At 74.7% G+C, this 22447-nt stretch carries 21 protein-coding genes and 1 pseudogene; 12 read left to right on the plus strand and 10 right to left on the minus strand.

What is annotated here, in order from left to right; translation table 11 throughout:
* Positions 1-2: 2 nt before the first annotated feature.
* The 3 genes from HNR25_RS03170 to map form a co-directional block, all read right to left on the minus strand.
* Complete coding sequence (locus tag HNR25_RS03170; RefSeq protein ID WP_376767534.1) at positions 3-1400, minus strand: M20/M25/M40 family metallo-hydrolase; 1398 nt, start codon at positions 1398-1400, stop codon at positions 3-5.
* A gap of 69 nt (positions 1401-1469) precedes the next feature.
* Entirely contained in the window at positions 1470-2000 is a 531-nt protein-coding gene (locus tag HNR25_RS03175; protein ID WP_184633247.1) for a M55 family metallopeptidase, read from the minus strand.
* A gap of 90 nt (positions 2001-2090) precedes the next feature.
* Entirely contained in the window at positions 2091-2942 is an 852-nt protein-coding gene (gene map / locus HNR25_RS03180; protein ID WP_184633248.1) for a type I methionyl aminopeptidase, read from the minus strand.
* A gap of 178 nt (positions 2943-3120) precedes the next feature.
* Here map and HNR25_RS03185 point away from each other — a divergent pair, with 178 nt between their 5' ends.
* Positions 3121-3318, plus strand: a complete 198-nt coding sequence (locus HNR25_RS03185) for a hypothetical protein (RefSeq protein WP_184633249.1) — start codon at positions 3121-3123, stop codon at positions 3316-3318.
* 99 nt (positions 3319-3417) lie between these two features.
* Here the strand turns inward: HNR25_RS03185 and HNR25_RS03190 are convergent, their stop codons facing one another.
* Both HNR25_RS03190 and HNR25_RS03195 read right to left on the minus strand, forming a co-directional pair.
* A complete protein-coding gene (locus tag HNR25_RS03190) occupies positions 3418-4032 on the minus strand; it encodes a hypothetical protein (RefSeq protein ID WP_184638757.1) in 615 nt (204 codons plus the stop codon).
* A gap of 108 nt (positions 4033-4140) precedes the next feature.
* Positions 4141-4552: pseudogene (locus HNR25_RS03195) on the minus strand (oligopeptide/dipeptide ABC transporter ATP-binding protein); the annotation flags it as partial.
* A gap of 136 nt (positions 4553-4688) precedes the next feature.
* Between HNR25_RS03195 and HNR25_RS03200 the strand changes: the two are divergent.
* The 4 genes from HNR25_RS03200 to HNR25_RS03215 all read left to right on the plus strand — a co-directional run bounded on the left by HNR25_RS03200 (position 4689) and on the right by HNR25_RS03215 (position 10405).
* Positions 4689-5402: a metal-dependent hydrolase gene (locus tag HNR25_RS03200; protein WP_184633250.1), complete on the plus strand. Its 714-nt coding sequence runs from the start codon at positions 4689-4691 to the stop codon at positions 5400-5402.
* Between the two features lie 61 nt (positions 5403-5463).
* The gene (locus HNR25_RS03205) at positions 5464-6126 is read left to right on the plus strand and encodes an O-methyltransferase (protein WP_184633251.1); all 663 of its coding nucleotides are present in this window, start codon (positions 5464-5466) and stop codon (positions 6124-6126) included.
* Positions 6127-6245: 119 nt separating this feature from the next.
* The gene (locus HNR25_RS03210; protein ID WP_184633252.1) at positions 6246-7397 is read left to right on the plus strand and encodes an exonuclease SbcCD subunit D; all 1152 of its coding nucleotides are present in this window, start codon (positions 6246-6248) and stop codon (positions 7395-7397) included.
* On the plus strand, positions 7397-10405 hold the full coding sequence (locus HNR25_RS03215; RefSeq protein WP_184633253.1) for an AAA family ATPase: 3009 nt from the start codon (positions 7397-7399) through the stop codon (positions 10403-10405). Before HNR25_RS03210 ends, HNR25_RS03215 begins: the two co-directional genes overlap by 1 nt.
* A gap of 178 nt (positions 10406-10583) precedes the next feature.
* Here HNR25_RS03215 and HNR25_RS03220 read toward each other — a convergent pair whose 3' ends face one another.
* The gene (locus HNR25_RS03220; RefSeq protein ID WP_184633254.1) at positions 10584-11450 is read right to left on the minus strand and encodes an aldo/keto reductase; all 867 of its coding nucleotides are present in this window, start codon (positions 11448-11450) and stop codon (positions 10584-10586) included.
* Between the two features lie 109 nt (positions 11451-11559).
* On the opposite strand from HNR25_RS03220, the gene HNR25_RS03225 reads away from it, so the two are divergent.
* Together HNR25_RS03225 and HNR25_RS03230 are read left to right on the plus strand one after the other, a co-directional pair.
* Positions 11560-12255 carry an AAA family ATPase gene (locus HNR25_RS03225; RefSeq protein ID WP_184633255.1) on the plus strand — a complete coding sequence of 232 codons (696 nt, stop codon included), beginning with the start codon at positions 11560-11562 and terminating at the stop codon, positions 12253-12255.
* A gap of 7 nt (positions 12256-12262) precedes the next feature.
* Positions 12263-12664, plus strand: a complete 402-nt coding sequence (locus tag HNR25_RS03230; protein ID WP_184633256.1) for a hypothetical protein — start codon at positions 12263-12265, stop codon at positions 12662-12664.
* A gap of 40 nt (positions 12665-12704) precedes the next feature.
* On the opposite strand, the gene HNR25_RS03235 is transcribed toward HNR25_RS03230, so the two are convergent.
* The 3 genes from HNR25_RS03235 to HNR25_RS26375 form a co-directional block, all read right to left on the minus strand.
* Positions 12705-13643, minus strand: coding sequence for a TIGR03621 family F420-dependent LLM class oxidoreductase (locus tag HNR25_RS03235; RefSeq protein ID WP_184633257.1), 939 nt, complete (start codon positions 13641-13643; stop codon positions 12705-12707).
* Between the two features lie 89 nt (positions 13644-13732).
* On the minus strand, positions 13733-15781 hold the full coding sequence (locus HNR25_RS03240; protein WP_184633258.1) for a bifunctional copper resistance protein CopD/cytochrome c oxidase assembly protein: 2049 nt from the start codon (positions 15779-15781) through the stop codon (positions 13733-13735).
* Positions 15782-15812: 31 nt separating this feature from the next.
* A complete protein-coding gene (locus HNR25_RS26375; protein ID WP_281387426.1) occupies positions 15813-15941 on the minus strand; it encodes a hypothetical protein in 129 nt (42 codons plus the stop codon).
* Between the two features lie 641 nt (positions 15942-16582).
* Between HNR25_RS26375 and HNR25_RS03245 the strand changes: the two genes are divergently transcribed.
* The 3 genes from HNR25_RS03245 to HNR25_RS03255 all read left to right on the plus strand — a co-directional run bounded on the left by HNR25_RS03245 (position 16583) and on the right by HNR25_RS03255 (position 19910).
* Entirely contained in the window at positions 16583-17902 is a 1320-nt protein-coding gene (locus tag HNR25_RS03245) for an amidohydrolase family protein (protein WP_184633259.1), read from the plus strand.
* A 125-nt stretch (positions 17903-18027) separates the two neighbouring features.
* Complete coding sequence (gene ald, locus HNR25_RS03250) at positions 18028-19146, plus strand: alanine dehydrogenase (protein ID WP_184633260.1); 1119 nt, start codon at positions 18028-18030, stop codon at positions 19144-19146.
* 167 nt (positions 19147-19313) lie between these two features.
* On the plus strand, positions 19314-19910 hold the full coding sequence (locus HNR25_RS03255; RefSeq protein WP_184633261.1) for a class I SAM-dependent methyltransferase: 597 nt from the start codon (positions 19314-19316) through the stop codon (positions 19908-19910).
* A 148-nt stretch (positions 19911-20058) separates the two neighbouring features.
* On the opposite strand, the gene HNR25_RS03260 is transcribed toward HNR25_RS03255, so the two are convergent.
* Positions 20059-20424 carry an RNA-guided endonuclease InsQ/TnpB family protein gene (locus HNR25_RS03260; RefSeq protein WP_312862327.1) on the minus strand — a complete coding sequence of 122 codons (366 nt, stop codon included), beginning with the start codon at positions 20422-20424 and terminating at the stop codon, positions 20059-20061.
* A 239-nt stretch (positions 20425-20663) separates the two neighbouring features.
* On the opposite strand from HNR25_RS03260, the gene HNR25_RS03265 reads away from it, so the two are divergent.
* Both HNR25_RS03265 and HNR25_RS03270 read left to right on the plus strand, forming a co-directional pair.
* Positions 20664-21788 carry an enolase C-terminal domain-like protein gene (locus tag HNR25_RS03265; RefSeq protein ID WP_312862328.1) on the plus strand — a complete coding sequence of 375 codons (1125 nt, stop codon included), beginning with the start codon at positions 20664-20666 and terminating at the stop codon, positions 21786-21788.
* Positions 21789-21946: 158 nt separating this feature from the next.
* A complete protein-coding gene (locus HNR25_RS03270) occupies positions 21947-22402 on the plus strand; it encodes a MaoC family dehydratase (RefSeq protein WP_184633262.1) in 456 nt (151 codons plus the stop codon).
* Positions 22403-22447 lie beyond the last annotated feature (45 nt).

Below are 22447 nucleotides of genomic sequence, written 5' to 3' on the forward strand. Positions count from 1 at the left end.
GTTCAGCCGGCTCCGCGCAGGAAGCGGTCCAGCACCCGCACTCCGAAGTGCAGCCCGTCCACGGGGACACGCTCGTCGACGCCGTGGAACAGGGCGCCGTGGTCGAGCCCGGGCGGCAGGTACAGCGGCGCGAACCCGTAGCCGCGGATCCCCAGTTCGGCGAACTGCTTGGCGTCGGTGCCGCCGGTCAGGCACACGGGCACCGCGTGCGCGCCGGGGTCGAACTCCCGCAGCGCATCGCGCATCGCGTCGAACAGGGGCGCGTCCACCGGCGACTGCAGCGGCCGTGAGCGGTGCCGGTACTCCCACTGGACGCGGTCGCCGGTGAGCGCGTCCAGCGTGGCGGCGAACTCCTCCTCGGTTCCCGGCAGTACGCGGCCGTCGATCCCGGCCTCGGCCCGGTCCGGGACCACGTTGACCTTGTAGCCGGCCTCCAGCACGGTGGGCGCGCTGCTGCAGCGGACGGTGGGGCGGACGAGCTCGGCGGCGTCCCCCAGGCTGTCGATCAGCGCGTCGGTGTCGCGCGCGGGATCGAAGCCGGGGTCGGCGGTGGAGGCGCCGGCGCCGACTGCGGCGGCGACGCCGTCGAGAGCGGTGCGGGTGACGGGGGTGAGCCGCACCGGCCATTCGTGGGCGCCGATGCGTGCGGCCGCCGCGGCCAGCGCGCTGACGGCGTTGTCGCGGTTGGTCTTGGATCCGTGCCCGGCCGTGCCCTCGGCCCGCAGCCGCAGCCAGGCGGTGCCCCGTTCGCCCGCGCCGACGGGGTACAGCCGAACCGGGCCGCCGTCGGCCGCGGTGGCGTGCACGGTGTGGCCGCCGGATTCGCCGACGGCCTCGGTGCAGCCCTCGAACAGACCGGGGTGCTCGCGGGCCAGCCACTCGGCGCCGCAGGCCGCGCTGTCCTCCTCGTCGGCGGTGAAGGCGAGCACGATGTCGCGGCGGGGCCGCCGTCCGGTGCGGGCCCAGTGCCGCACCAGCGCCAGCACCATGGCGTCGGTGCCCTTCATGTCGACGGCGCCGCGGCCCCACACGAGGCCGCCGTCGACGTCGCCGCCGAACGGGGGCCGGCTCCACCGCGCAGGGTCGGCGGGAACCACGTCGAGGTGGCCGTGGACGAGCAGAGCCGGTGCCGACGGGGCCGCGCCCGGGACACGGGCGACGACGTTGGCCCGGCCCGGTGCCGACTCCAGCACCTGGGGCCGCAGGCCGGCCTCGGCCAGGCGCGCGGCGGCGTACTCGGCGGCGGGCCGCTCCCACCCGTCACCGCCGCCGCGGTTGGTGGTGTCGAGGCGGATCAGCTCGGAGGTGAACCGCACCGCCTCGGCGTCGAGCCGGTCGAGGTCCCCCTCCCCCGTTCCGGAGTCCGCTGCCGGCCCCGGTGCTGTGCGGGCGTGCTCCACCTCGCGCATGCCTCCTCCGTACCCCGCCGGCCTTCGGGGCCGGCCCTCGGTGCCGTCGGTCCCGCCCGCTCAGCCGTAATCGGATTCGACCGCGTCGGAGACGAGCGTGGTCACGGCCTTGAAGCAGCGGATCATGCCGAATGCGATCGTAGCGGTGTAGCGGACACGCCGGGGCGCGACGAGCTCGACGCCGGGTACCAGCGCGGCGGCGCCGGCCAAGTGGGCGGCGTCGACGTCGACCTCCGCCGTGAACGGGCCGGTGCGCTCGGGCTCGGTGGCCCCGGCCTCGGCCGCGGCGGCCCGGGCGGCCTCGGCGATGTCGCCGTAGGTGGCGGCTCCCGGCGGACGGCGCTCGGCGGCATAGCGCGAGACGTGGCGCTTGACCGCGACGGTGCGGGCGTCGGGAGCGTAGGCGGCGGCGTCGGCGCAGGCCCGGTCGTCGCCGGTGACCAGCAGCACGGGCACCCCGTACTCGGCGGCGTTGACGTCGGAGGTGAACATGGCCCGGCAGCGCTGCCACTGCTCGGTGCCCGGTGTGACGTCTGCGGGCCCGGTGGCCCCGGTGGCGCCCTCCATGTCTGCCGATACCAGGATCCGCACCGGCGTCCGCCCCTCGCCTGTCGCCGCCTGCCGTGCCGTCGCTTCCGCGGTCGCCCGCGGCGCCCCCGCCCCGGGCCCGGGGCCGTGCACTTAGGGCCGGGTGAGGATCTCGACGCCGTCGTCGGTGATGACCAGGGAGTGCTCGAACTGGGCGGTGCGCTTGCGGTCGGCGGTCACGGCCGTCCAGCCGTCGTCCCAGACGTCGTAGTCGACGGTGCCCAGCGTGATCATCGGCTCGATGGTGAACGTCATGCCGGGCTGCATGACCGTGGTGGCGCGCGGGTCGTCGTAGTGCGGCACCACCAGGCCGGAGTGGAACTCGGGGCCGACGCCGTGGCCGGTGAAGTCGCGGACCACGCCGTAACCGAAGCGCTTGGCGTAGGACTCGATGACCCGGCCGACGGCGCTGAGCTGGCGGCCGGGGCGGCAGGCCTTGATGGCGCGCATGGTGGCCTCGTGGGTGCGCTCGACGAGCAGGCGGGACTCCTCGTCGACGTCGCCGGCCGCGAAGGTGGCGTTGGTGTCGCCGTGCACGCCGTGGATGTAGGCGGTGATGTCGATGTTGACGATGTCGCCGTCGGCGACGACGGTGTCGTCGGGGATCCCGTGGCAGATGACTTCGTTGAGCGAGGAGCACAGCGACTTGGGGTAGCCCTTGTAGCCCAGCGTGCTGGGGTAGGCGCCGTGGTCGCAGAGGAATTCGTGGCCGACGCGGTCGAGTTCGTCGGTAGTCACGCCCGGAACCACGTGCTCGCCCACTTCGCGCAGCGCCTGGGCCGCGATGCGCCCGGCTTCGCGCATGGCCTCGACGGTCTCCGGCGTCTGCACGTCGCCGAGCACGCCCTCGGCGGGGCGCTTCTTACCGACGTACTCCGGACGCACGATGGCGGAGGGGACCGAACGGGGCGGCGAGATGCGCCCGGGAACCAGCGGAGTAGTCATGTCTTCCGATTCTAGTGCCGCGCGGGGCGCGGCGCCGCCGGCGGCGGCGGCGCCGCGCCCCGCGACGTTTCGGCAACGGAACACGGGGACTCGCGCCGATCCGCGTCGGGACGGCGGCACGCGGGTAAGAGGCGGGGAGCAGGCAACCGAAAGCCGGACGAATCAGCAGGAGCCGACCATGAGCGACCGGGACCAGGCCACCCCGGACGAGGACCACCAGTGGTGGTATTGCCTCCGACACAGCAGGCCTGAGCAGGGCCCCGGGTGCCCGGGCAAGTACCGGCTCGGCCCCTACCCCGACGAGGCCACGGCCGCCGCCGCGCTGAACATCGTCGCCGAGCGCAACGAGGCGTGGGACGACCGCGAAGGCGAGTGAATCCCCGAGTTCCGGGCGGCCGCGTGCGAGCGGTCTCCGCTGTGCCGCAGAGACCGGGCGCCGCGGCCGCTTCGCTCCGCCGTAGCCGGCGGCCGGCCCTCAGTCGACGATCCGGGGGCCGCTGACCACGTCGAGGAACCGCGAGAGCCGCTCGCGCAGCCCCGGCTTGCGATCGGCGCCCGCACCCGGCTGCCCGGCGGCGGTGCTGACCAGATGCTGCAGCCCTTCGAACGTCAGCGGCTCGCGTTCGGGGCGCAGGCTGATCGCTTCGTGGGCCAGTGATGAAAGCTCGCGGTCGCCCTGGTCCAGCGAGAGGATCGTCGCGCCGGTGCGGCGGGCGTCGTCGATGCGCTCCAGCAGCGGCACCGGCGCCTCCTCCTCGGAGTTCACCACGAACAGCGTCTGCCCGCGCCGCGCCTCCGCCAACCGGTCCAGACCGATGCGCAGGTGGTCCGGGGCGTCCGGCGGCGGCTGCCAGCGCACCAGGCTGGGCGACAGCTGCGGCAGGCCGCTGTAGCGGGCTTCGTCGTCGAGGTGGGCGGCCAGGTGCCAGGGCTCGTCGTCCGGAGCGCCGATGAGCATGAGGCCGCCGGGGTCGCGGGTGCGGCGGAGCGCTTTGGCGAAGTCCTCGGTGCGGTCCAGCCACGGAGTCGTGGCCAGCAGCTCGCGCAGGAGCGCTACGTGTTGGGCGTCCACGCTCCCATGGTGCCTCATCGCGGGGCGGCACGCGGGGATTCCCCGCAGACGCCGGACGTTCCCCGGCCTCGGCCGCGGGCCGCCGGAGGACCGGCGCGGATCACTCCGCCGGTTCGGGGCTGCGGCGTGCGCCCAGTGGCAGGCGACCCCGGCGGAGGAGGCGGATCCGCCGAGCATGCCCGGGTCCTCGGTCCGGCAGCGCTCGGCGACCCCCGCCGCATGCGCGGCGCCGGAGGTGGAAGCGGCACCCGGCGGGAATGTGCGCGGGGTCGGGCGGCTCGCCCGCCAGGACCTGCTCCTCGCCGGCGGCCGACTCGGGCAGCACCGACAGCAGCGCGCGGGGGTAGGGGTGGCGGGGCGCGGCGAGCACCTCCTCGACGGTGCCGGTCTCCACCACGCGCCCCAGATACATCACGGCGGCGCGGTCGGCGATGTTCCACGCCGGCCCGAGGTCGTGGGTCACCACCAGCGCCGCCAGACCGCAGTCGTCGCGCAGCCGCAGAAGCGGCTGCAGGATCTCCCCGCGCACCGAGGCGTCCTTGCCGACCGCCGCCGCACCCGGTGCGCAGCCGGCCCCGATCGCGGGTGCCGGACCGGCGCGGGTCCGGTTCCCGTCGCTCCGAAACCCCCCGCGGATTCGCCTGGAAAACCGCCGACCGTTACTGTTTTCGCTCATGATGGGGCACGCGCACGCACTCAGCGGCATAGTCGGATGGATGGCCGTCGTTCCTTTCCTGGACGGCCAGGAGTTCCTCGGGGTCCGGTTCGACCTGGGGCCCGGCGAGATCGTCGCCGGCTCGCTGGTCTGCGCGGGAGCGGCACTGATCCCCGATCTCGACGCCAAGAGCTCCACCATCACCAACACCTACGGGTTCGTCACCCGCTGGCTGAGCGCCCTGTTCAACTGGATGTTCGACGGTCACCGCAACGGCACCCACTCGCTGCTGTTCGCCGCTCTGATCGGCGGCCTGACCCAGGCGCTGGCGATGTGGTCGCCGATGGCGGTGCAGATCTTCGTGTTCCTGCTGCTGGGCATCGGCTTCAACGGCCTGGGTCTGGGCAGCGACAAGAACAGCGTCGCCGCCTCGGTCATCAACGCGATGGCCACCGGCGCCGTGACCCTCGCGCTGTTCACCGCGGGCGTCGACTACAGCTGGATCGGTCTGGCGGTGGCGTTCGGGTGCCTGCTGCACTTCGGCGGCGACATGGCCACCGAGCTGGGCGTGCCGCTGATGTGGCCGATCTCCAAGTACCGCGTCGGCCAGAACATCGGTTTCACCACCGACGGCAAGGTCGAGCGCAATCTCGTGACCCCGGCCATGGCGATCTCCGTCGTGCTGCTGTCGCTGTACCTGTTCCCGTGGCCGGAACTGCTGCCCGAGGTTTGAGCGGGGCGGGCGCGGCCGCGCCGCCCGGACCGCCGCAGGAGCCGCGGCTAGAGTGGCGCGTGTGACACGCACTTCGGAATCTGTGACCCCGCAACTGCACGACTACCTCGTCGCCCACAGCGCCCCGGTCGATCCGGTGCTGGCCGACCTCGCCGAGGAGACCGCCCGGCGCTACCCCGACCAGACGACCATGCAGATCGGGGCGGAACAGGGCACGTTCATGACGCTGCTCGCCCGCATCGGCGGCGCCCGCGACGTCGTCGAGGTCGGCACGTTCACCGGGTACTCCGCCATCTGCATGGCGCGCGGCATCCCCGCCGACGGCAGCCTGCTGGCCCTGGACGTCAGCGAGGAGTGGACCGCCCTCGCCCGGCGCTACTGGCAGCGCGCCGGCGTCGCGGACAAGATCGAGCTGCGCCTGGCTCCGGCGCTGGAGACGCTGCGCGCCCTGCCCGGCGACCGCCGCTTCGACCTCGCCTTCATCGACGCCGACAAGGAGGGGTACATCGGCTACTGGGAGGAGCTGGTGCCGCGGATGCGCCCCGGCGGGGTGCTGCTGGTGGACAACACCCTCTCCCACGGGCGTGTGATCGACCCGGCCGAGACGTCGGCGCCGGTGCAGGGAATCCGTGATTTCAACGACCACGCCCTGGCCGACGAACGCGTCGAACCGGTGCTGCTGCCCGTGGGCGACGGGCTCACCATGGCGCGCGTACGGGGCTGAGCCGCACCGCCCGGGACCGCTGCGGTTCGGGACCGGTCCGGCGGCGCGCCGCCGGACCGGTCCACAGGTTCGCACGAGCCGCTGCGCCGCCCACCGCGACTGCAGTACCGTGCCGGAACATGCGCCTCTTGCACACCTCCGACTGGCATCTGGGACGCTCCTTCCACCGCGAGAACCTCATCGACGCCCAGGCGGCGTTCGTCGACCACCTGGTCGACACCGTCCGCGCCGAGCGCGTCGACGTCGTCGCGGTCTCCGGCGACCTGTACGACCGCGCCCTGCCCCCGGTCGAAGCCGTGCGGCTGTTCGACGAGGCGCTGCGCCGCATCCGCGACACCGGCGCGCGGGCCGTGCTGATCAGCGGCAACCACGACTCCATGGTGCGGATGAGCTACGCCACCGACCTCATCGACGCCGCGGGCATCCACCTGCGCTCGTCGCTGGACGCCGTGGGCGCGCCGGTGCTCATCGGCGACGAGCACGGCCCGGTCGCCTTCTACGGCATCCCCTACCTGGAGCCCGAGATCGCCCGGCAGCACTGGGGGCTGGAGCCGCGCGGCCACGCGGCCGTACTCGGCCACGCGATGGACCTGGTGCGCGCCGACCTCGCCGCGCGCCCCGCCGGCACCCGCTCGGCGGTGCTCTCCCACGCCTTCGTCACCGGCGGCGAAGGCTCCGACAGCGAACGCGACATCTCCGTGGGCGGCGCCTCCCACGTGCCGGCGTCGGTGTTCGACGGCGTCGACTACGCGGCGCTGGGCCACCTGCACGGCCGCCAGACCATGACCGCGACCGTGCGCTACTCCGGCTCCCCCCTGGCCTACTCCTTCTCCGAGGAGCACCAGGTCAAGGGGTGCTGGATCCTGGACATCGACGCCTCGGGGGTGGCCGCCGCCGAGTTCGTGCCGGCTCCGGTCCCGCGGCCGGTGGCCCGCATCCGCGGCCGCATCGACGACCTGCTCACCGGCGAGCGGTGGGAGGCCTACACCGGCCACTGGCTCCAGGTCACCCTCACCGATCCGCTGCGCCCGGCCTTTCCCATGGACCGCCTGCGCGAGCGGTTCCCGCACACCCTGGCCCTGGACTTCGCCCCCGACGACCGGTCGGACACCGACAGCGCCACCTGGCGCCGGCGCACCGCCGACCGGTCGGCGTCGGAGCTGGTGCTGGACTTCGTCGACTGGGCCCGGGGCGCACCGCCCACCGGCGGCGAGCGCGACCTGGTCGCCGCCGCGTTCGAGGACATCCGCATCGGGGAGGCCGAGAACTGATGCGCCTGCACACGCTCACCGTCCGCGCCTTCGGCCCCTTCGCCGGCACCGAGACCGTCGACTTCGACCGCCTCGGCGACGGCGGCCTCTTCCTCGTGCACGGGCCCACCGGCGCCGGCAAGACCTCGGTGCTGGACGCGGTGTGCTTCGCGCTTTACGGCCGGGTCCCGGGCGTGCGCGAAGCGGCCCGCTCACCCCGCAGCAACCACGCGGCGCCCACCGTCGATCCGAAGGTCACCCTGGACCTGACCGTACGCGGGCGCAGACTGCACTTCGAGCGCAGCCCCGCGTGGCAGCGGCCCAAGAAGCGCGGCACCGGCACCACCGAGCAGAAGGCCTCGGTCCTCATCCGGGAACGGGTCGAGGGAACCTGGCGCGGTCTCACCAACCGGCCCGACGAAGCCGGCCAGATCGTCGACGACCTGCTGGGGCTGTCGCTGGCGCAGTTCTGCCAGATCGTGCTGCTGCCCCAAGGCGACTTCGCGCGCTTCCTCCGCGCCGACGCCAAACAGCGGCGCAGCGATCTGGAGCGCATCTTCGCCGCCGGGGTGTTCTCGAAGGTCGAGGAGTGGCTCGCCGAGCGCGCGCGGACGCTGGGGCAGGCGGCCGGGCGGGCCGAATCCGACGTCACTCAGGCGGCCGACCTGGTCGCCGAGGTGGGCCGCTGCGCCCGTCCCGACGGCGATGTCGAGGAGCTGGCGCCGTGGGCGGCCGAGCTCGCGTCGGTGGCCGCGGGCACCGCGCGCGACACCGCGCAGGTGGCCGACACTGCGCTGCACGAACGCGACCGCGCCCGCAGCGCGGCGGAGGACGCCCGCGAGCTGGAGCGGCTCCGCCGGCGCCGCGCCGACGCACTGCGCCGCGAGGGCGAGCTGGCCGAGCAGGCACCCGAGCGCGCGAAGCTGCACGCCGAGCTGGCGGCCGCCGAGCGCGCGGCCGGGGTCGTACCGCAGCTGCGCACCGAGGCCTACCGGCGCACCCAGCTGGAGAAGGCCGAGCTGGCGGCGGCCGAGCGGCTGGGGCTCGTACGCGAACTCGTCCCCGGCGACGCCGGGGGCGGGAACGGCGGGAGTACCTCCGCCGACACCGCCGGGCAGCGCGAGACGGTGGCCGCGGCCGAGCGCGAACGCCGCGACGAGGTCGCCCGGCTGGAGCATCTGCGCGGCGACGCCGAGCGCCTGCGCGCGGTGCACGCTGAGACGGCTGCCTCCGCGGCCGCGGCCGACGACGCCCGGAGCCGCCTTGAGGCGTGCCGCCGTGAGGCCGCCGGCCTTCCCGATCAGCGTGACCGGGTGGCCGCCGAGCTGGAGGAGGCGCGCGCCGGTACCGGCGCGCGTGACAGCGCCGAGGAGGCGCTCGAACTCGCCCGCGCCCGGCACGGGTCGGCGCAGGCGCGGCAGCGGCTCGCAGACGAGCTGACCCGAGCACAGGAGCGGCGGCGCGCCCGGGTCGACGCCGCGCAGGAGGCCCGCGACCGGCTGCAGGAGATCCGCCGGGCGCGCATCGAAGGCATGGCCGCCGAACTGGCCGAAGGGCTGGAGACGGGCCGGGCGTGCCCGGTGTGCGGATCGGCCGAGCATCCGGCCCCGGCGGCGGGGGCGGCCGGCCGCCCTGCCCCCCGGGACGAGGAGGCGGCCGTCGCGGCCGCCGAAACCGCCGCCGAGGAGCGCAGCGCCGCCGAGAACGCGGTCGCCGCGGTCCAGGAGCAGCTGGCCGCCGCCCAGGACGCAGCCGGAGGGCTCGGCGAGGCCGCGGCCGCCGAGCGGGTCGAACAGCGGCGCGCGGAGCTGGAGCGCCTCGACGCGGCAGCGGCCGAGGCCGATCGCCTCGCCGCCGAACTGCAGCGGGTCGACGCACAGGTCGAGAAGGCGCGCGCCGAGGAGGCGGAGCTGTCGCGCACGATCGCCGAGCTGGACCAGGCCAGCCGGACGCACCGCGACGAGGCCGAACGGCTCACCGGCACGCTCGACACGGCACGCGGCCAGGACCCCGACCTGGCCGCGCGGATCGGCCGGCTCGGCGAGGAAGCCGACCTGCTCTCGGCGGCGCTGCACGCGCTCGACGACCGCTCGGCCGCCGCCGAGGAACTGCGCGCCGCCGAGAGCGATGCGCGTACCGCCTGCGCCGAATCCGGATTCGCCGGCGCCCACCAGGTACGCGCGGCCGAGCGGAGCGAGGACGAGCGCCGCAGGCTGGGCGCGAGGATCCGCGAGCACGACGACGAGGCGGCCGCGGTGCGGGCGCTGCTGGAGGATCCCGATCTCGCCGCGGCCGGCGAGCGCCCGCAACCGGACGTGGCAGGGCTGGCCGCATCGGCCGGGACCGCCGAGGGGGCGGCCGAGCACGCGGTGCGCTGGCGCGACCACTTCGCCGACCGCGCCGAACGGCTCGCCGAGCTGCGCACCCGGTTGGATCGGGCCTTGGCCCGGTCCCGCCCCGCCCGCCGCGAGCACAGCGTCGCCGACGGCCTGGCCCGCCTCGCCGCCGGGACGTCGGGCGACAACCGCGAGAACGTGCGGTTGTCGGCCTATGTGCTGGCGGCCCGCCTGGAGCAGGTGGTGGCCGCCGCCAACGACCGGCTCGCGACCATGGCGGGCGGACGCTACGAGCTGCGCCACACCGTCGACAAGGCCGCCGGCGACCGCTCCCGCTCGGGCGGGGGCCTGGGCCTGCGGGTCCTGGACGTCTGGACCGGCCAGGAGCGCGACCCCGCCACCCTGTCGGGCGGCGAGACCTTCGTCGCCTCGCTCGCGCTGGCTCTGGGGCTGGGCGACGTCGCGGCCCAGGAGGCGGGCGGCGGCGACATCGGCACCCTCTTCATCGACGAGGGGTTCGGCACTCTGGACGAGGACACGTTGGAGGAGGTCCTGGAGGTCCTGGACTCCCTGCGCGACGGCGGGCGGGCCGTCGGCGTGGTCAGCCACGTGTCCGACCTGCGCACCCGTGTCACCACCCGCCTGCGGGTCGTCAAGACCCCGACGGGGTCCCGCCTGGAGCAGACGGGGTGACCCGGATCTCGCCGAGAGGCCGTGCGGTCCCGCGGATCGGCGGGAGCCCCCTTCGGCGACCGCCTACCGCACCGTGGGCGCACATCGCCGAGTGCGCGCCGACTCCTCGCTCCGCGCCGGGACACATGCGCAGAGACGACCGGCAGCGCCGCGAAGCCGCCGACGAGCGGTCCGCGCATCACAGGATCTCCAGCGGGACGGGGCCGGTCGGGGGCGGGAACGCGCGGTCCAGGGCGGTCAGCTCCTCCTCGGTGAGCCGGATGCCGGCCGCCTCGGCGTTCCGGCGGGCGTGGTCGGGGTCGGCGGCCTTGGGGACGGCGACGACGTCGCCGTCCCGGATCACCCAGGCCAGGGCCACCTGGCCGGGCCGGACACCGCGGTTTCGGGCGATGGCGCCCACGGTCGGATCCTCCAGGATCCGGCGGCGGGCCCGGCCGCCCTGGCCCAGCGGGGAGTAGGCCATCACCGGAAGCCCGGGCGCGGTGTCGCGGCACCACGGGAGCAGGTCGTACTCGATGCCGCGCGAGGCCAGGTGGTACAGGACCTGGTCGGTGACGCAGGCCTGGCCGGAGGGTACGCGCCACAGCTTCCGCATGGCCGCGGTGTCGAGGTTGGACACGCCCCAGAAGCGGATCTTGCCCTCGTCGCGCAGCTCCCCCATCACCGCCGCGGTCTCCGACAGCGGAACCGTCCCTTGCCAGTGCAGCAGGTAGAGGTCCACGGTGTCGGTGCCCAACCGGGACAGGCTCCGCTCACACGCGTCTTTGGCCCCGCGCCGCCCCGCATTGCGGGGGTATACCTTGGTGACGATGACGACCTCGTCGCGGCGGCCGGCGATCGCCTCGCCGACCACGCGTTCGGCGCCGCCCTCGCCGTACATCTCCGCGGTGTCGATGAGGGCGGCCCCCGCGTCGATCCCCGCCCGCAGCGCCCGCACCTCCGCGGCCGACCGGTCGGCGCGCTCGCCCATACGCCACGTGCCCTGGCCGATCGCCGGCACCCGGATCGCCGGTCCCAGCGGAACCGTCCTGTCGCCGTGTCCCATTCGCCGCTCCCTGCGCTCGATTCCACCGGCCTCCGGTGCGGGGCCGGCGTCCCGCGGGCGACCGCCCGCCCCTTAACCGTCGCTTATCCGAGAGGCGCATAAACCCCCCATGGCCCCCTCGACGGCTCCGGCCGCACCTTCGAGCCCCGTACACGACCTGCGCGGGACCTCCGCAACGCGGGTCCTGCCGTATCCGCCCGACTCGCTGCTGCTCGTGGGAGGCATCCCGGGCGCGGGCAAAAGCACCCTGCTCAACCGGCTGTTCGCACTCCAGGGCACCGAGACCGGTCCGGTCGCCACACCCGACGGTGCGCGGGTCGTCGATTCCCAGCAGGTGCGCAACCGGCTCGCCCGACGACTGCGCGCACTCCCCTCCCCCTTCCGGCGACGCGTGACGCACCTGGTGCACTATCTGGCGGTGCTGCGCGCCCTGCGTACCGGGGACGGCCCGGTGGTGGCACACGTGACGGCCACCCGGCGCACGGCGCTGACACTGCTGGGGCGGTACTGCCGGCGCCGCGGCTTCGGGGTCCACCTGCTGCTGATCGACGCCGACCCGCAGGCCGCCCTGCACGGCCAGATCGCGCGGGGGCGGGCGCTGAGCCCGCGCAGCCACCGGCGGCACGCGCGCCGGTGGCTGCGGGTGCTGGCCGACTGCGCATCGGGCGCGCACGCGGTCGTGCCGGGGGCGCGTTCGGCGGTTCTGCTGGACCGCACGGCCGCCGCGGCTCTGGCCGAGATCCGGTTCACACCGGCCCCGCGCACGCCGGAGGGCGGCGGGGACGTTCCCGGGGCGATGCCATAATGATCGGGTGGATTCGCTGGTCGACATCGTCGTTTTCGGGTTCGCCGGCGCCGTCGTGCTGGCGGCCCTGGTCGGGTTGCTGCTGGTCGCCGGGCGTTCGCTGCCCACGGGCGCGCTCGGCGCCGTATGCGCCGCGCTGCTCTTGGCGGTCCCGGCGATGGCCGCCGGCCGGACCCTGAGCGCAGGCGTCGGCGCGGGCCAGGCGTTCCTCGTCGCCTCGGCGTCGGTGGTGGTGGTCTACGCCGCCGGTGTGGCGCTGCTGCCGATCGTGGCGCGCCAGGCCGCGGCCGGGCGCGGAACCGCCGTTCCGAGCGGACTGCGGTTCACGCCCGCCACCGCGGGCGGCGGCCTGCTGGTGTGCGCCGCTCTGGGCGCCGCCGGCACCGGAATCGCCCTGCTCGTCGGCTGACCGGCTGACCGGCGTCCACGCGCGCCGCCCGGCGCCCGGCCTACGTCGCCGCTGCCGGCGCGCCGTCGCGCGCACCGGACTCTGCGGCCCGGTCGCGCACCACGGGGATCACCTCGCCCAGCGCCCCGCGGTAGGGTCCGTGCGTGGTGATGTAGGAGAACCCGAACTCCGCGCGGTCGGCGATCAGCTGCGCGGCGATCTCCGCCGGCGTGCCGATGAGCACATACGGGGCGTCCAGCACCTTGCGCGCGGTGTCCAGGCCGTTTCCGGAGTGGTCCCGAGCCAGTTCGGCCGCGCTCTTCTCGGCGTCGTCGGTGACGACCACCGCCTGCACCAGCAGGTTGAACTCCAGGGCGTCGGCCCGCTGGCCCGCCTGCGCCCGGACGAAGTCCACCCGCCGCCGCGTCTCCGCGCGGTCGGCGACGCGGAAGGTGCCCATACGGGCTCCCTCGATCTGGCTGAGGCCGGAGAATCCGACGATGTCGGCGTGGCGGGCCGCCAGTTCGAGGCCGCGGTCGCCGTGCGCACCGATCAGCAGCGGAGGGCGCGGAACCTGGTGCGGCAGCGGCTCCTGCCCGTCCTCGGCGAACAGCCGGTCCAACTCGCCGATGCTGCGCTCCAGTCGCCGCGTCCGCTCGGCGTGGGACCGCCAGGGGATGCCCGCCGCTTCGAACTCCGACTTCATGTGCCCGGCTCCCAGCCCCAGCTCCAGCCGGCCGCCGGAGACCCGGTCCACCGTGGCGGCCTCGCGCGCCAGCAGGGCCGGATTCCAGAACTCGTTGTTGAGCACCAGGGTCCCCAACCGAATCCGCGATGTGGCGGCGGCGGCCGCGGCCAGCAGCGCGAACGGCGAGGCCGCCCCCAGGTGGTCGGGCACCTGGACGGAGTCGTAGCCCGCCTGTTCAGCGGACCGGCACACCTGCATCCAGCGGTCGATCTCGTCTTGGCGTCCGGAAAAGCCGAACCGGAATCTCCTCATGGCCCGAGCCAACCGGAATCCCGCACGCGGCGCCACCCCGTTCCTTAGCCGCGGCCGCGTTTTCCGCTCAGGGCGGATGCGGTGGCGTGTCAGCGCCCTCCTTGGGAGCGCCGGTCCAGCTCGGCCAGGTAGGCGTTGTAGGCGTCCATGTCGGCGTCGTCGGAGCCGTCGCGGCGGCTGTGGCGCTCCCGGCGGCGCTCGGTGCGCTCGTCGTCGACCCGCCATTGCCGGACCATGGCCAGCGTCACCAGGGCCGTGGGGATCTCGCCCACCGCCCAGGCGATGCCGCCGCCGGTGTACTGGTCGGCGCTCTGGCCGTCCAACCAGGGCACCTCGAACTGGCCGTAGTAGCCCATCGCCAGCGGGTCCGTCTGCATCATGATCGCGATACCGAAGAACGCGTGCACGCCCATCGCCACCAGCAGCAGCACCAGGCGCATCAGGTAGGGCAGTTTGCGCGGCCCCGGGTCCACGCCCACGATGATCCAGTAGTAGAGGAACCCCGTGACCAGGAAGTGCACGTTCATCAGCAGGTGCCCGGTGTGGTCGTTCATCAGTGCCGGGAACAGCGGAGTGAAGTACAGCGCGTAGGGGCTGAGGACGAACAGCGGGGCCGCCACCGCCGGGTGGGTGGCCGCCCGGGAGAACCCGCTGTTGACGAAAGCGGTGAGCCATTCGCGCGGGCCGCGGTCGCCGCGGCGGTGCGCCGGGTGCAGCGCGCGCAGCGCCAGGGTGACCGGGGCCCCCAGCACCAGCAGGATCGGCACGAGCATGGACAGCACCATGTGCTGCACCATGTGCATGCTGAACACCACCATGGAATAGGTGGCGACGCCGCTGAGCAGCATGGCCGCCAGAACCGCCAGGCCCGCCGCCCACGCGACCGTGCGGCCCCAGGGCCACCGGTCGCCGCGGCGCCGCAGGCGCACGACCCCTGCGGCGTAGCACCCGCCCAGCACCGCGATCACCAGGGCGAAGAACAGGTCGGGCCGCCACAGGGTGAGCAGGGTCTGCACGCTCACCGGAGGGGGCACGGCGAAGCCGAGGACCGCCTCGGCGGGCGTCGTCCCGCCCTCCTGGGGCGGAGGCGCCGTGCGGCTCAGCGCGGCGGCGATACCCATGGTGGCCGCCATGACGGCGATCTCCACCCCCGCCAACCGCACGAACAGCCGCCGCCCGCCGGTCTCGGCGATGCGGGGGACCGTCCTGCGGCGGTGCATCCAGCCGATCAGGCCCAGCACGAGGAACAGGGCCGTCTTGGCGACGACGATCCAGCCGTACGCGGTGGTGAACACGTCGGCCACCGTGTACATGCGGCTGGCGGCGCTGGCGACTCCGCCCGCGCCCACGCCGATGTAGGCCCACAGGGCGGCCCGGCTGAACCGCTCGGCGGCGACGGGGGCGTCCTCGGGTGCGGCGCGCAGGCCGTGGAAGGTCACCGCGGCCAGGCCGCCCACCCACAGCGACACCGCCACGACGTGCAGCGCCAGGCCCGTGACGGCCAGTTCGTGGCTGCCGGCCGAAGCGGCGTGGCCGGTCAGTGCCGGCGGCAGCAGGCCGGCGCCGGTCAGCACGAGCGGGGCGAAGGCGCCGGCGGCGCTTTCGGCGGTGCGGCACAGCAGCGCGACCGCGCAGGCCAGCAGGATCGTCGCGAGCAGCCCGATGCCCTGGGCCACCGAGACGGCGTAGCTGGTGAGCTGGTCGCCGATGACGTCGCCGGGCGGCAGCCCGGATACGTCGGAGAGTTGGAACACGAGGGTGGCACCCGCGGCCGCGGCCCACACCAGCGCCGGCCAGGCGGCGGCGCGCAGGTACCCCAGCGCCTGCGGTCCCAGAGCACCGCTGCGCAGCGGCAGCAGGAACAGGGCGAGCACGATCGGTCCTGCGGTGAGGGCGGCTGCGACGTCGCGCACGGTCGTGGCCGCCGGCAGGCCCCAGCGTGTGAGGGGGCCGGCGTCGGGCAGTCCGGGAACCACCCGGGCGGTGACCGATCCCCCGGCCACGAGCGTCACGACGAGGGCGATCAGGCACGTGGCGACGGCGGCGACGGCGATGGTGGCGGCGGTGTCGCCGCCGGGGGCGCGCGCGGACGCGCCTTGGGCGGCGCCGCCGCTGCCGCGGACTCCGGGGGAATTCACGGGGGCCGCTCCGTGGGGCAGGGGTGGACGGTCACTGGCGGTTGCGATGGCGCACCACCGCAGCGGCGGCGGCCGCGCCGACCAGGAGTCCGGCCGCGCCCTGCATCCAGGGGGCGAACCAGCCGGTCATCTCGGCGATGAGCACAACACCGACGTCCACGCGAACACCACCACGAACCACGATAAATCTACTACAACCTGTCGGAGACACTTCCGGACCCCGGACCGGCGACCGGAGAACCGGCGCCGTACGGCGACGCCGGACGGACGGGGGCGCCCCAACCTCCGGCGCCCAGTGTCGCCCCGGAAGCCGTCGCGCACCAGCCCCCCGCGCGCAGCATGAGGCGCCCCGGGGTGCCCGTGCGGCGGGCCACCGCACGGGCTGCGGCTACGGGACCGCTCGGGGAGCGTAGGCGCGGGCGCGCCGTTCCCGATCCCCGAGCCAAGCACGCGAAACGGAATTTCCGGAGGGAACGCCCATTCCCCGAGCACGGACGCGCATCCCCGAACAGAAGATCGAAAACCCGTCCCATTCCACGCGGCACCGCTGCACTGCGCACGATCCGCCCCGCCTTTCCGCGTCCGGAGGCGGGGCGCCCGCATTCTTTCGCGGCGCGTTCACGCAGTCGGCCCCCGGTAGGGCGGTGTTCGCGGTACGGTCGGGAAATCGTTCCGCACCGGGGCCGAATCCGCCGGTCCGGCGGCGGCCGGGGCCGCGCCGGGGACGGAACTCCGATCGCGGGTGCGGGCGATTCCCGCGCTGCGTGCGAATACCGCCATCAGCCACGGAGGGGATCGCGAATGCCCCAGTTCGACACCGTCGTCCGCTCGCGGCAGGTGGCCGCACCGGCCGGCGTCGCACCGGCATCGGTCTGCATCAGCGCGGGAAGCGTCGTCTCCGTCGGCGACTACCGGGCCTGCGTCACCGCCCAGCAGGACGTCGATCTGGGCGATACGGCCCTGCTGCCCGGCGGAGTCGACATCGACGCGGCCGTCCAGGAACCCGCGCAGGACCTCTCCGAGGGCTATGCGGCGACCGCGGCCGCCGCCGCACGCGCCGGCGTCACCACCCTGGTGGTATCGGGGCCCTCCGTCCCGCCCCTGACCGACGAGGCGGGGCTGCACACCCACGCGACCGCGGCCGCGGACACCCGCGTACGCGTCGCGTTCCTCGGTGCGGTCACCGGCACCACCACGTGCGCCGATCTGGCCGAGCTGCGCGCGGCGGGGGCGGTGGGCTTCCACTGCTCCCTGTCCGACGGCGCCGGCCCGGCCTCCCGCCCCGTCGACGATGCGCGGCTGCGCAAGGCGATGCTGGAGCTGACCGCCCTGGACGCCCCGCTGGTGGCCCATTCGGAGGACGCCGCCGAGCTGTCCGAGCCGCAGCGGCCGGGCCTTTCGGCGATGCTGGAGGCCCGCCCGGCGCGAGCGGAGCGGCGCGGGGTGGAGCGGCTGGTCGCCGCGGCCCGCATGGCCGGCACCCGCGTGCTCGTGTCTCCGTTCAGCGCCGCCGAGTGCGCGGCCGTGCTGGCCGCGGCCCGCGCCATGGGCGCGCCCGTCAGCGCCCAGACCTGCCCGCACTACCTGTGCCTGCCCGCCGAACAAGTGCCCGACGATTCCCCCGCGCACACGTGCCGGCCGCCGCTGCGCAACGGCCACAACCGCAGTGCGCTGTGGAGCGCGCTGCTGGATCCCCACGACCCCGTGGTCACACAGGTCGGGTCGGGGCACCGGCCGGGTACCGGCGCCAGGACGGTGTCGTGGACGCTGCCGGCGCTGTGGACCGCCGCCCGGCGGCGCGGCTGCGACCTGGCCGACCTGGCGCGCTGGACCTCCGAGGCGCCGTCGCGATTCCTGGGCCTGGACCGCAGGGGCCGCATCGCGCCCGGCTGCGACGCCGACCTGGTGGCCTTCGACCCCGCGGCCGAGCAGGCGGTCCCGGCGGCCGACTCCGGCCCCTACGCCGGACGCACGCTGGCGGGCCGCGTGACGGGAACCTGGGTCGGGGGCCGCGGTGCGTCCGGGTGCGCACTGCCGGCCGCCCCGCGAAACCGGTCCGCGGTCGACGGCGGCGACCCGCTGCACACGGCACCGGACCCCACGGCGGTCCCGCCGCGCTGACCGGCCGCCCGGGTTACATCGTGTAAAGATGCCGCGACAACGAAAGCCATGCTGGAAATGGCGGTTGCGGCACCGGGAACGCGAGAGTGAAGACGTGTGTCAATGACGATGCGAGGAGGAGCCCTGTGCGCGTCGGCGTACCCAGTGAAGTGAAGAACCACGAATACCGGGTGGCCATTACCCCCGCAGGCGTCCACGAACTGGTCGCCCGCGGCCATTCCGTCGCCGTCGAGCGCGGAGCGGGCGACGGGTCGTCCATCTCCGACGAGGAGTTCGCGGCGGCCGGTGCCCGCATCCTGGACTCGGCCGACGACGTGTGGGCCGAGGGCGATCTCGTCCTGAAGGTCAAGGAGCCGGTGGCCGAGGAGTACCACCGCATGCGCCCCGGCCAGACGCTGTTCACCTACCTGCACTTGGCGGCCTCGCGCGAGTGCACCGAGGCCCTGCTGGAGCGCGGTGTCACCGGTATCGCCTACGAGACGGTCCAGCTGATCGACGGCTCGCTGCCGCTACTGGCGCCGATGTCGGAGGTCGCGGGCCGGCTCGCCCCGCAGGCGGGCGCCTACACCCTGCAGCGTCCCAGCGGCGGCCGCGGCCGGCTGATGGGCGGCGTGCCGGGAGTGAGCCCGGCGCGGGTGACCGTCGTCGGCGCCGGGGTCGCCGGCCTCAACGCCACCCGCATCGCCGCGGGCATGGGCGCCGAGGTCACACTGCTCGACCTCAACGTGGCCAAGCTGCGCCACGCCGACGACCTCTACCAGGGGCGGGTGCGCACCGTGGTCTCCAACGCTTTCGAGCTGGAGAGCGCCGTACTGGAGTCGGACCTGGTGATCGGCGCGGTGCTGATCCCCGGCGCCAAGGCCCCCAAGCTGGTGTCCAACGAACTGGTCTCCCGGATGCGAGCGGGGTCGGTGCTGGTGGACATCGCCATCGACCAGGGCGGCTGCTTCGCCGACTCCCGTCCCACCACCCACGACGACCCCAGCTTCGCCGTGCACGACAGCGTCTTCTACTGCGTCGCCAACATGCCCGGCGCGGTGCCCAACACCTCCACGCACGCGCTCACCAAGGAGACGCTGCGCTATGCGGCGGAGCTGGCCGGCAAAGGGTGGCGGCGCGCGCTGGCCGAGGACCCGGCCCTGGCCCACGGGCTGAACACCCATGACGGCGTGATCACCAACGAGGGGGTCGCCGAGGCGCACGGCTTGAAGTCGCGCACCGTCGCCGAGGCGCTCGAAGGCTGAGCCCGCGGCGCGCGCTCCCCTGCCCGCCGCACCCGGGCAGGTCCGACGGTGTTGCCCGCACCGTCCAGCGGGCACCATCCCCGATAGCCCGGTGCCGCGTTCCGGCGGTGCGCGGCACCGCGGCGGCCGGGCGCGGACGCGGGAGGCACGCGGGAGGGAGGGCGGCGATGGCGCGGCGGCTGTGGACCGGCGAACCGGTCGGCGCCAACCCGTTCGCACTGCCGCGCGGGCCCGCGGGCCTGGCCGCGGGCTGGATCCTGGCGCGCACCAACCGGCGGCAGCAGCACGAGGTGATCCGGGCACTGGCACCGGTCGCCGGCCGGCGCGTGCTGGAGGTCGGGTGCGGCCCCGGTGTGCTGATCGGGCTTGCCGCCGACGCCGGGGCGGAGGCGGTCGCCGGCGTCGACCCTTCGCGGGAGATGGTGGCCATGGCCCGGCGCCGCAACGCCGCCGCGGTGCGCTCCGGCCGCGTGCGGCTGCACCGGGGCTCGGCCGCGGCGACCGGTGCGGCCGACGCGGAGTTCGACCTGGTGGTCACGGTCAACACGGTCGCGATGTGGCCGTTCCTGGACGACGGCGCCGCCGAATTGCACCGCGTCCTGCGGCCCGGCGGGCGCGCCGTCGTCTCCTGGCACGGCGCCCGTTCGCGGTTCGCGCTGAGGGCCGACGAGGACGCCGCCGTCGCCGCGGCCCTGCGGCGGCGCTTCGGCACGGTCCGGCGCCGGGAGACGGAGACCGCGGTGCTGTTCGAGGCGGCCACTTGACTTCCTCTCCTTCCTGAAGGAGGGAGAGCCCGACCGTCCCCGACGGGGGACGGTCCCGCTCAGGCGGACTGCCTCACGGCAGCGGTTTCCTGCTTCGTCGCCGACCGCGGACGGGCGGACCCGTGCCGTCTCACATCGGCTCCCTCCCCTACTGTGCGAGCTCCGCAAGCCCCGCATATTCGCACAGCGGGGGCCCAGCGGGGCCCAGCGGGGCCCAGGCCCCGCCCGGGAGTCTCTCCCGGGCTGCGACTCGACCAGCCGCACCGATGTTCTTCGCCGCATTGAGGTCCCGATCGTGTCGGGCGCGGCAGGACGGGCACGTCCACCGGCGCGTGCCCAAGGACAGCGTGTCCAGCACGTGCCCGCAGTGCGAGCACGTCTTGCTGCCGGGATACCACCGGTCGACCACGATCAGGGTGCGCCCGTAGTGGCGGGCTTTGCACTCCAGCTGGCGGCGGAACTCGCCCAACCCGGCGTCCAGTACCGACCGGTTGAGCCCGGCCTTCTGACGCACCCGCCTGCCCGGCGACTCGACGGTGCCCTGAACCGGGGGAAGCGCCGGTCGCCTGCCCGCATTTCCTCTCCGGCCACAAGGCCGGGGCATCCTCCCGGAAGTCACGTGAACGGGCGGTGCGCCGCCCCGCCCCGCTGGCAGCCTCGGCGGTGAGCGGATACGTTCGAATGGAGGCGGCCTGCCGAGGCAGGAAAGCCGCCGCCCCGCACCTACCCCGGCCGCATCGAGACGGAGCCCGCGTGTCACCCACCGAACCGGCCACCCTTGCCCGTGTCACGGGCATCGACGCCACCCTGGTCCGGTTGCCGCTGGTCCATCCCCGCTCCCGCGGCGCGGCCGAGGCCCGGCCGCAGTTCGCCCGCCACGCCCTGGTCCGGGTCCGCGACGAGTCCGGGAACACCGGGTGGGGCGAGGTTCCCGTGATCGACGAGGAGCGCTGGCGCATGCTCGTCGACGACCACGCGCCGGCCCTGCTGCGCCACAGCTGGCACCGCCCCACCGAGGCCGCCGGCGCCTGGGCCGACCTGCCCCCGGCACCCTCTGTGGCGGCCGGGCTGGACGCGGCGTGCTGGGACCTGTGGAGCCGCCAGCGCGGGACACCGCTCTCCCACGCTCTGGGCGGCCACCGCACCGCCTTCACCGCCGGCGCCACGGTGGCCCGCCAGCCCTCCGCGGAGTCGCTGGTGCACGAGGTCAACCGGCAGGTGGGCAGCGGCTTCCGCCGGGTGCGGCTGGAGGTGGGGCCCGGATGGGACACCGACGTGGTGCACACCGTCCAGGAGACCTTCCCGCATCTGGTGCTGCAGGTCGACTGCGGCGGCCGCTACACCGAGGACCCCGCCGACGTGCGGGCGCTGCACGCGCTGGATTCCTACGGTCTGGTCGCCATCGAGGAACCGTTCGCCCGCGGCGACCTCGACGCCCATGCGCGGCTGCAGCGCGAACTGCGTACGTCCGTGGCGCTGAGCACCTCGATCGACTCGCTGGAGACCCTGGACCGCGCCGTCGCCGCCGAGGCGGCCGGCGCGCTGAGCCTGCGCATGAGCCTGCTGGGCGGGATCACTCCGGCGCGCCGCGCCCACGACCGCGCCGCCGACGCCGGTTGGGACGTGTGGTGCGGCTGGGATGCCGAGTCGGGCGTGGGCCGGGCGGCCATCGCCGCGCTGGCATCGCTGCCGGGGGTTTCGCTGCCCAGCGAGATGCCGCCGGCGGGCGGCCACGTCACGCGCGAGACGGTGCGCCCGCCGGTGCGCGCGCACGACGGCATCACGCCCATTCCGCTGACGGTGCCGGGCCTGGGCTACGAGGTCGACACCCGGCAGGTGGCCGGCATGGCCCTCGACTCGGTGACTCTGGGGTCCTGACCCCGCGGTTCTCCCCCCGGGCGCACCGCGCCGGCGGCGTCGGGGCGCCTCCGGCGGCCGCTCCGCGATTCCAGACGCCCCACCCACTCCCATACCGAACGGTCGGTTCGCTAGAGTCGGGGGAATCGTCAGTCCGGGCCAAAGGAGTGCACACGAACATGCGGACCTTCACCGACCTCGCCGAACTCGTCGCCGCCAAGGGCGAACACCTGGGCTACAGCGACTGGGTGACCGTCACCCAGGACTCCATCGACACCTTCGCCGACGCCACCGGCGACCACCAGTGGATCCACGTCGACCGGGAGAAGGCCGCCGCGGGCCCCTTCGGCGGGACCATCGCCCACGGGTTCCTCACCCTGTCGCTGCTGTCGGCGTTCAGCCCGATGGTGTGGCGGCTGGAGAAGCAGCCCTCCATGGCGATCAACTACGGCCTCAACCGGGTCCGCTTCCTGCAGCCGGTGCGCTCGGGCGCCCGCGTGCGCGACGGCATCCAACTCACCGACACCCGCGAAGTGAAGAACGGGATGCTGCTGACCTTCCAGCACACCGTCGAGATCGAGGGCGAGGAGCGCGACGCCCTCGCCGCCGAGGGCCTGTCCCTCATCGTCCCCTGACCGCCCCTGACCGCCCCGGGCCCGCCCCGGGGCGGTGCCACACGG

Origin of the sequence: Streptomonospora salina (assembly GCF_014204715.1) — a bacterium.
Lineage (GTDB): Bacteria > Actinomycetota > Actinomycetes > Streptosporangiales > Streptosporangiaceae > Streptomonospora > Streptomonospora salina.

Coding starts and splice junctions, on each gene's coding strand:
- map (WP_184633248.1), bottom strand. CDS start 2,942: ATGACTACTCCGCTGGTTCCCGGGCGCATCTCGCCGCCCCGTTCGGTC.
- HNR25_RS03185 (WP_184633249.1), top strand. CDS start 3,121: ATGAGCGACCGGGACCAGGCCACCCCGGACGAGGACCACCAGTGGTGG.
- HNR25_RS03190 (WP_184638757.1), bottom strand. CDS start 4,032: ATGAGGCACCATGGGAGCGTGGACGCCCAACACGTAGCGCTCCTGCGC.
- HNR25_RS03200 (WP_184633250.1), top strand. CDS start 4,689: ATGATGGGGCACGCGCACGCACTCAGCGGCATAGTCGGATGGATGGCC.
- HNR25_RS03210 (WP_184633252.1), top strand. CDS start 6,246: ATGCGCCTCTTGCACACCTCCGACTGGCATCTGGGACGCTCCTTCCAC.
- HNR25_RS03215 (WP_184633253.1), top strand. CDS start 7,397: ATGCGCCTGCACACGCTCACCGTCCGCGCCTTCGGCCCCTTCGCCGGC.
- HNR25_RS03220 (WP_184633254.1), bottom strand. CDS start 11,450: ATGGGACACGGCGACAGGACGGTTCCGCTGGGACCGGCGATCCGGGTG.
- HNR25_RS03225 (WP_184633255.1), top strand. CDS start 11,560: ATGGCCCCCTCGACGGCTCCGGCCGCACCTTCGAGCCCCGTACACGAC.
- HNR25_RS03235 (WP_184633257.1), bottom strand. CDS start 13,643: ATGAGGAGATTCCGGTTCGGCTTTTCCGGACGCCAAGACGAGATCGAC.
- HNR25_RS03245 (WP_184633259.1), top strand. CDS start 16,583: ATGCCCCAGTTCGACACCGTCGTCCGCTCGCGGCAGGTGGCCGCACCG.
- HNR25_RS03255 (WP_184633261.1), top strand. CDS start 19,314: ATGGCGCGGCGGCTGTGGACCGGCGAACCGGTCGGCGCCAACCCGTTC.
- HNR25_RS03270 (WP_184633262.1), top strand. CDS start 21,947: ATGCGGACCTTCACCGACCTCGCCGAACTCGTCGCCGCCAAGGGCGAA.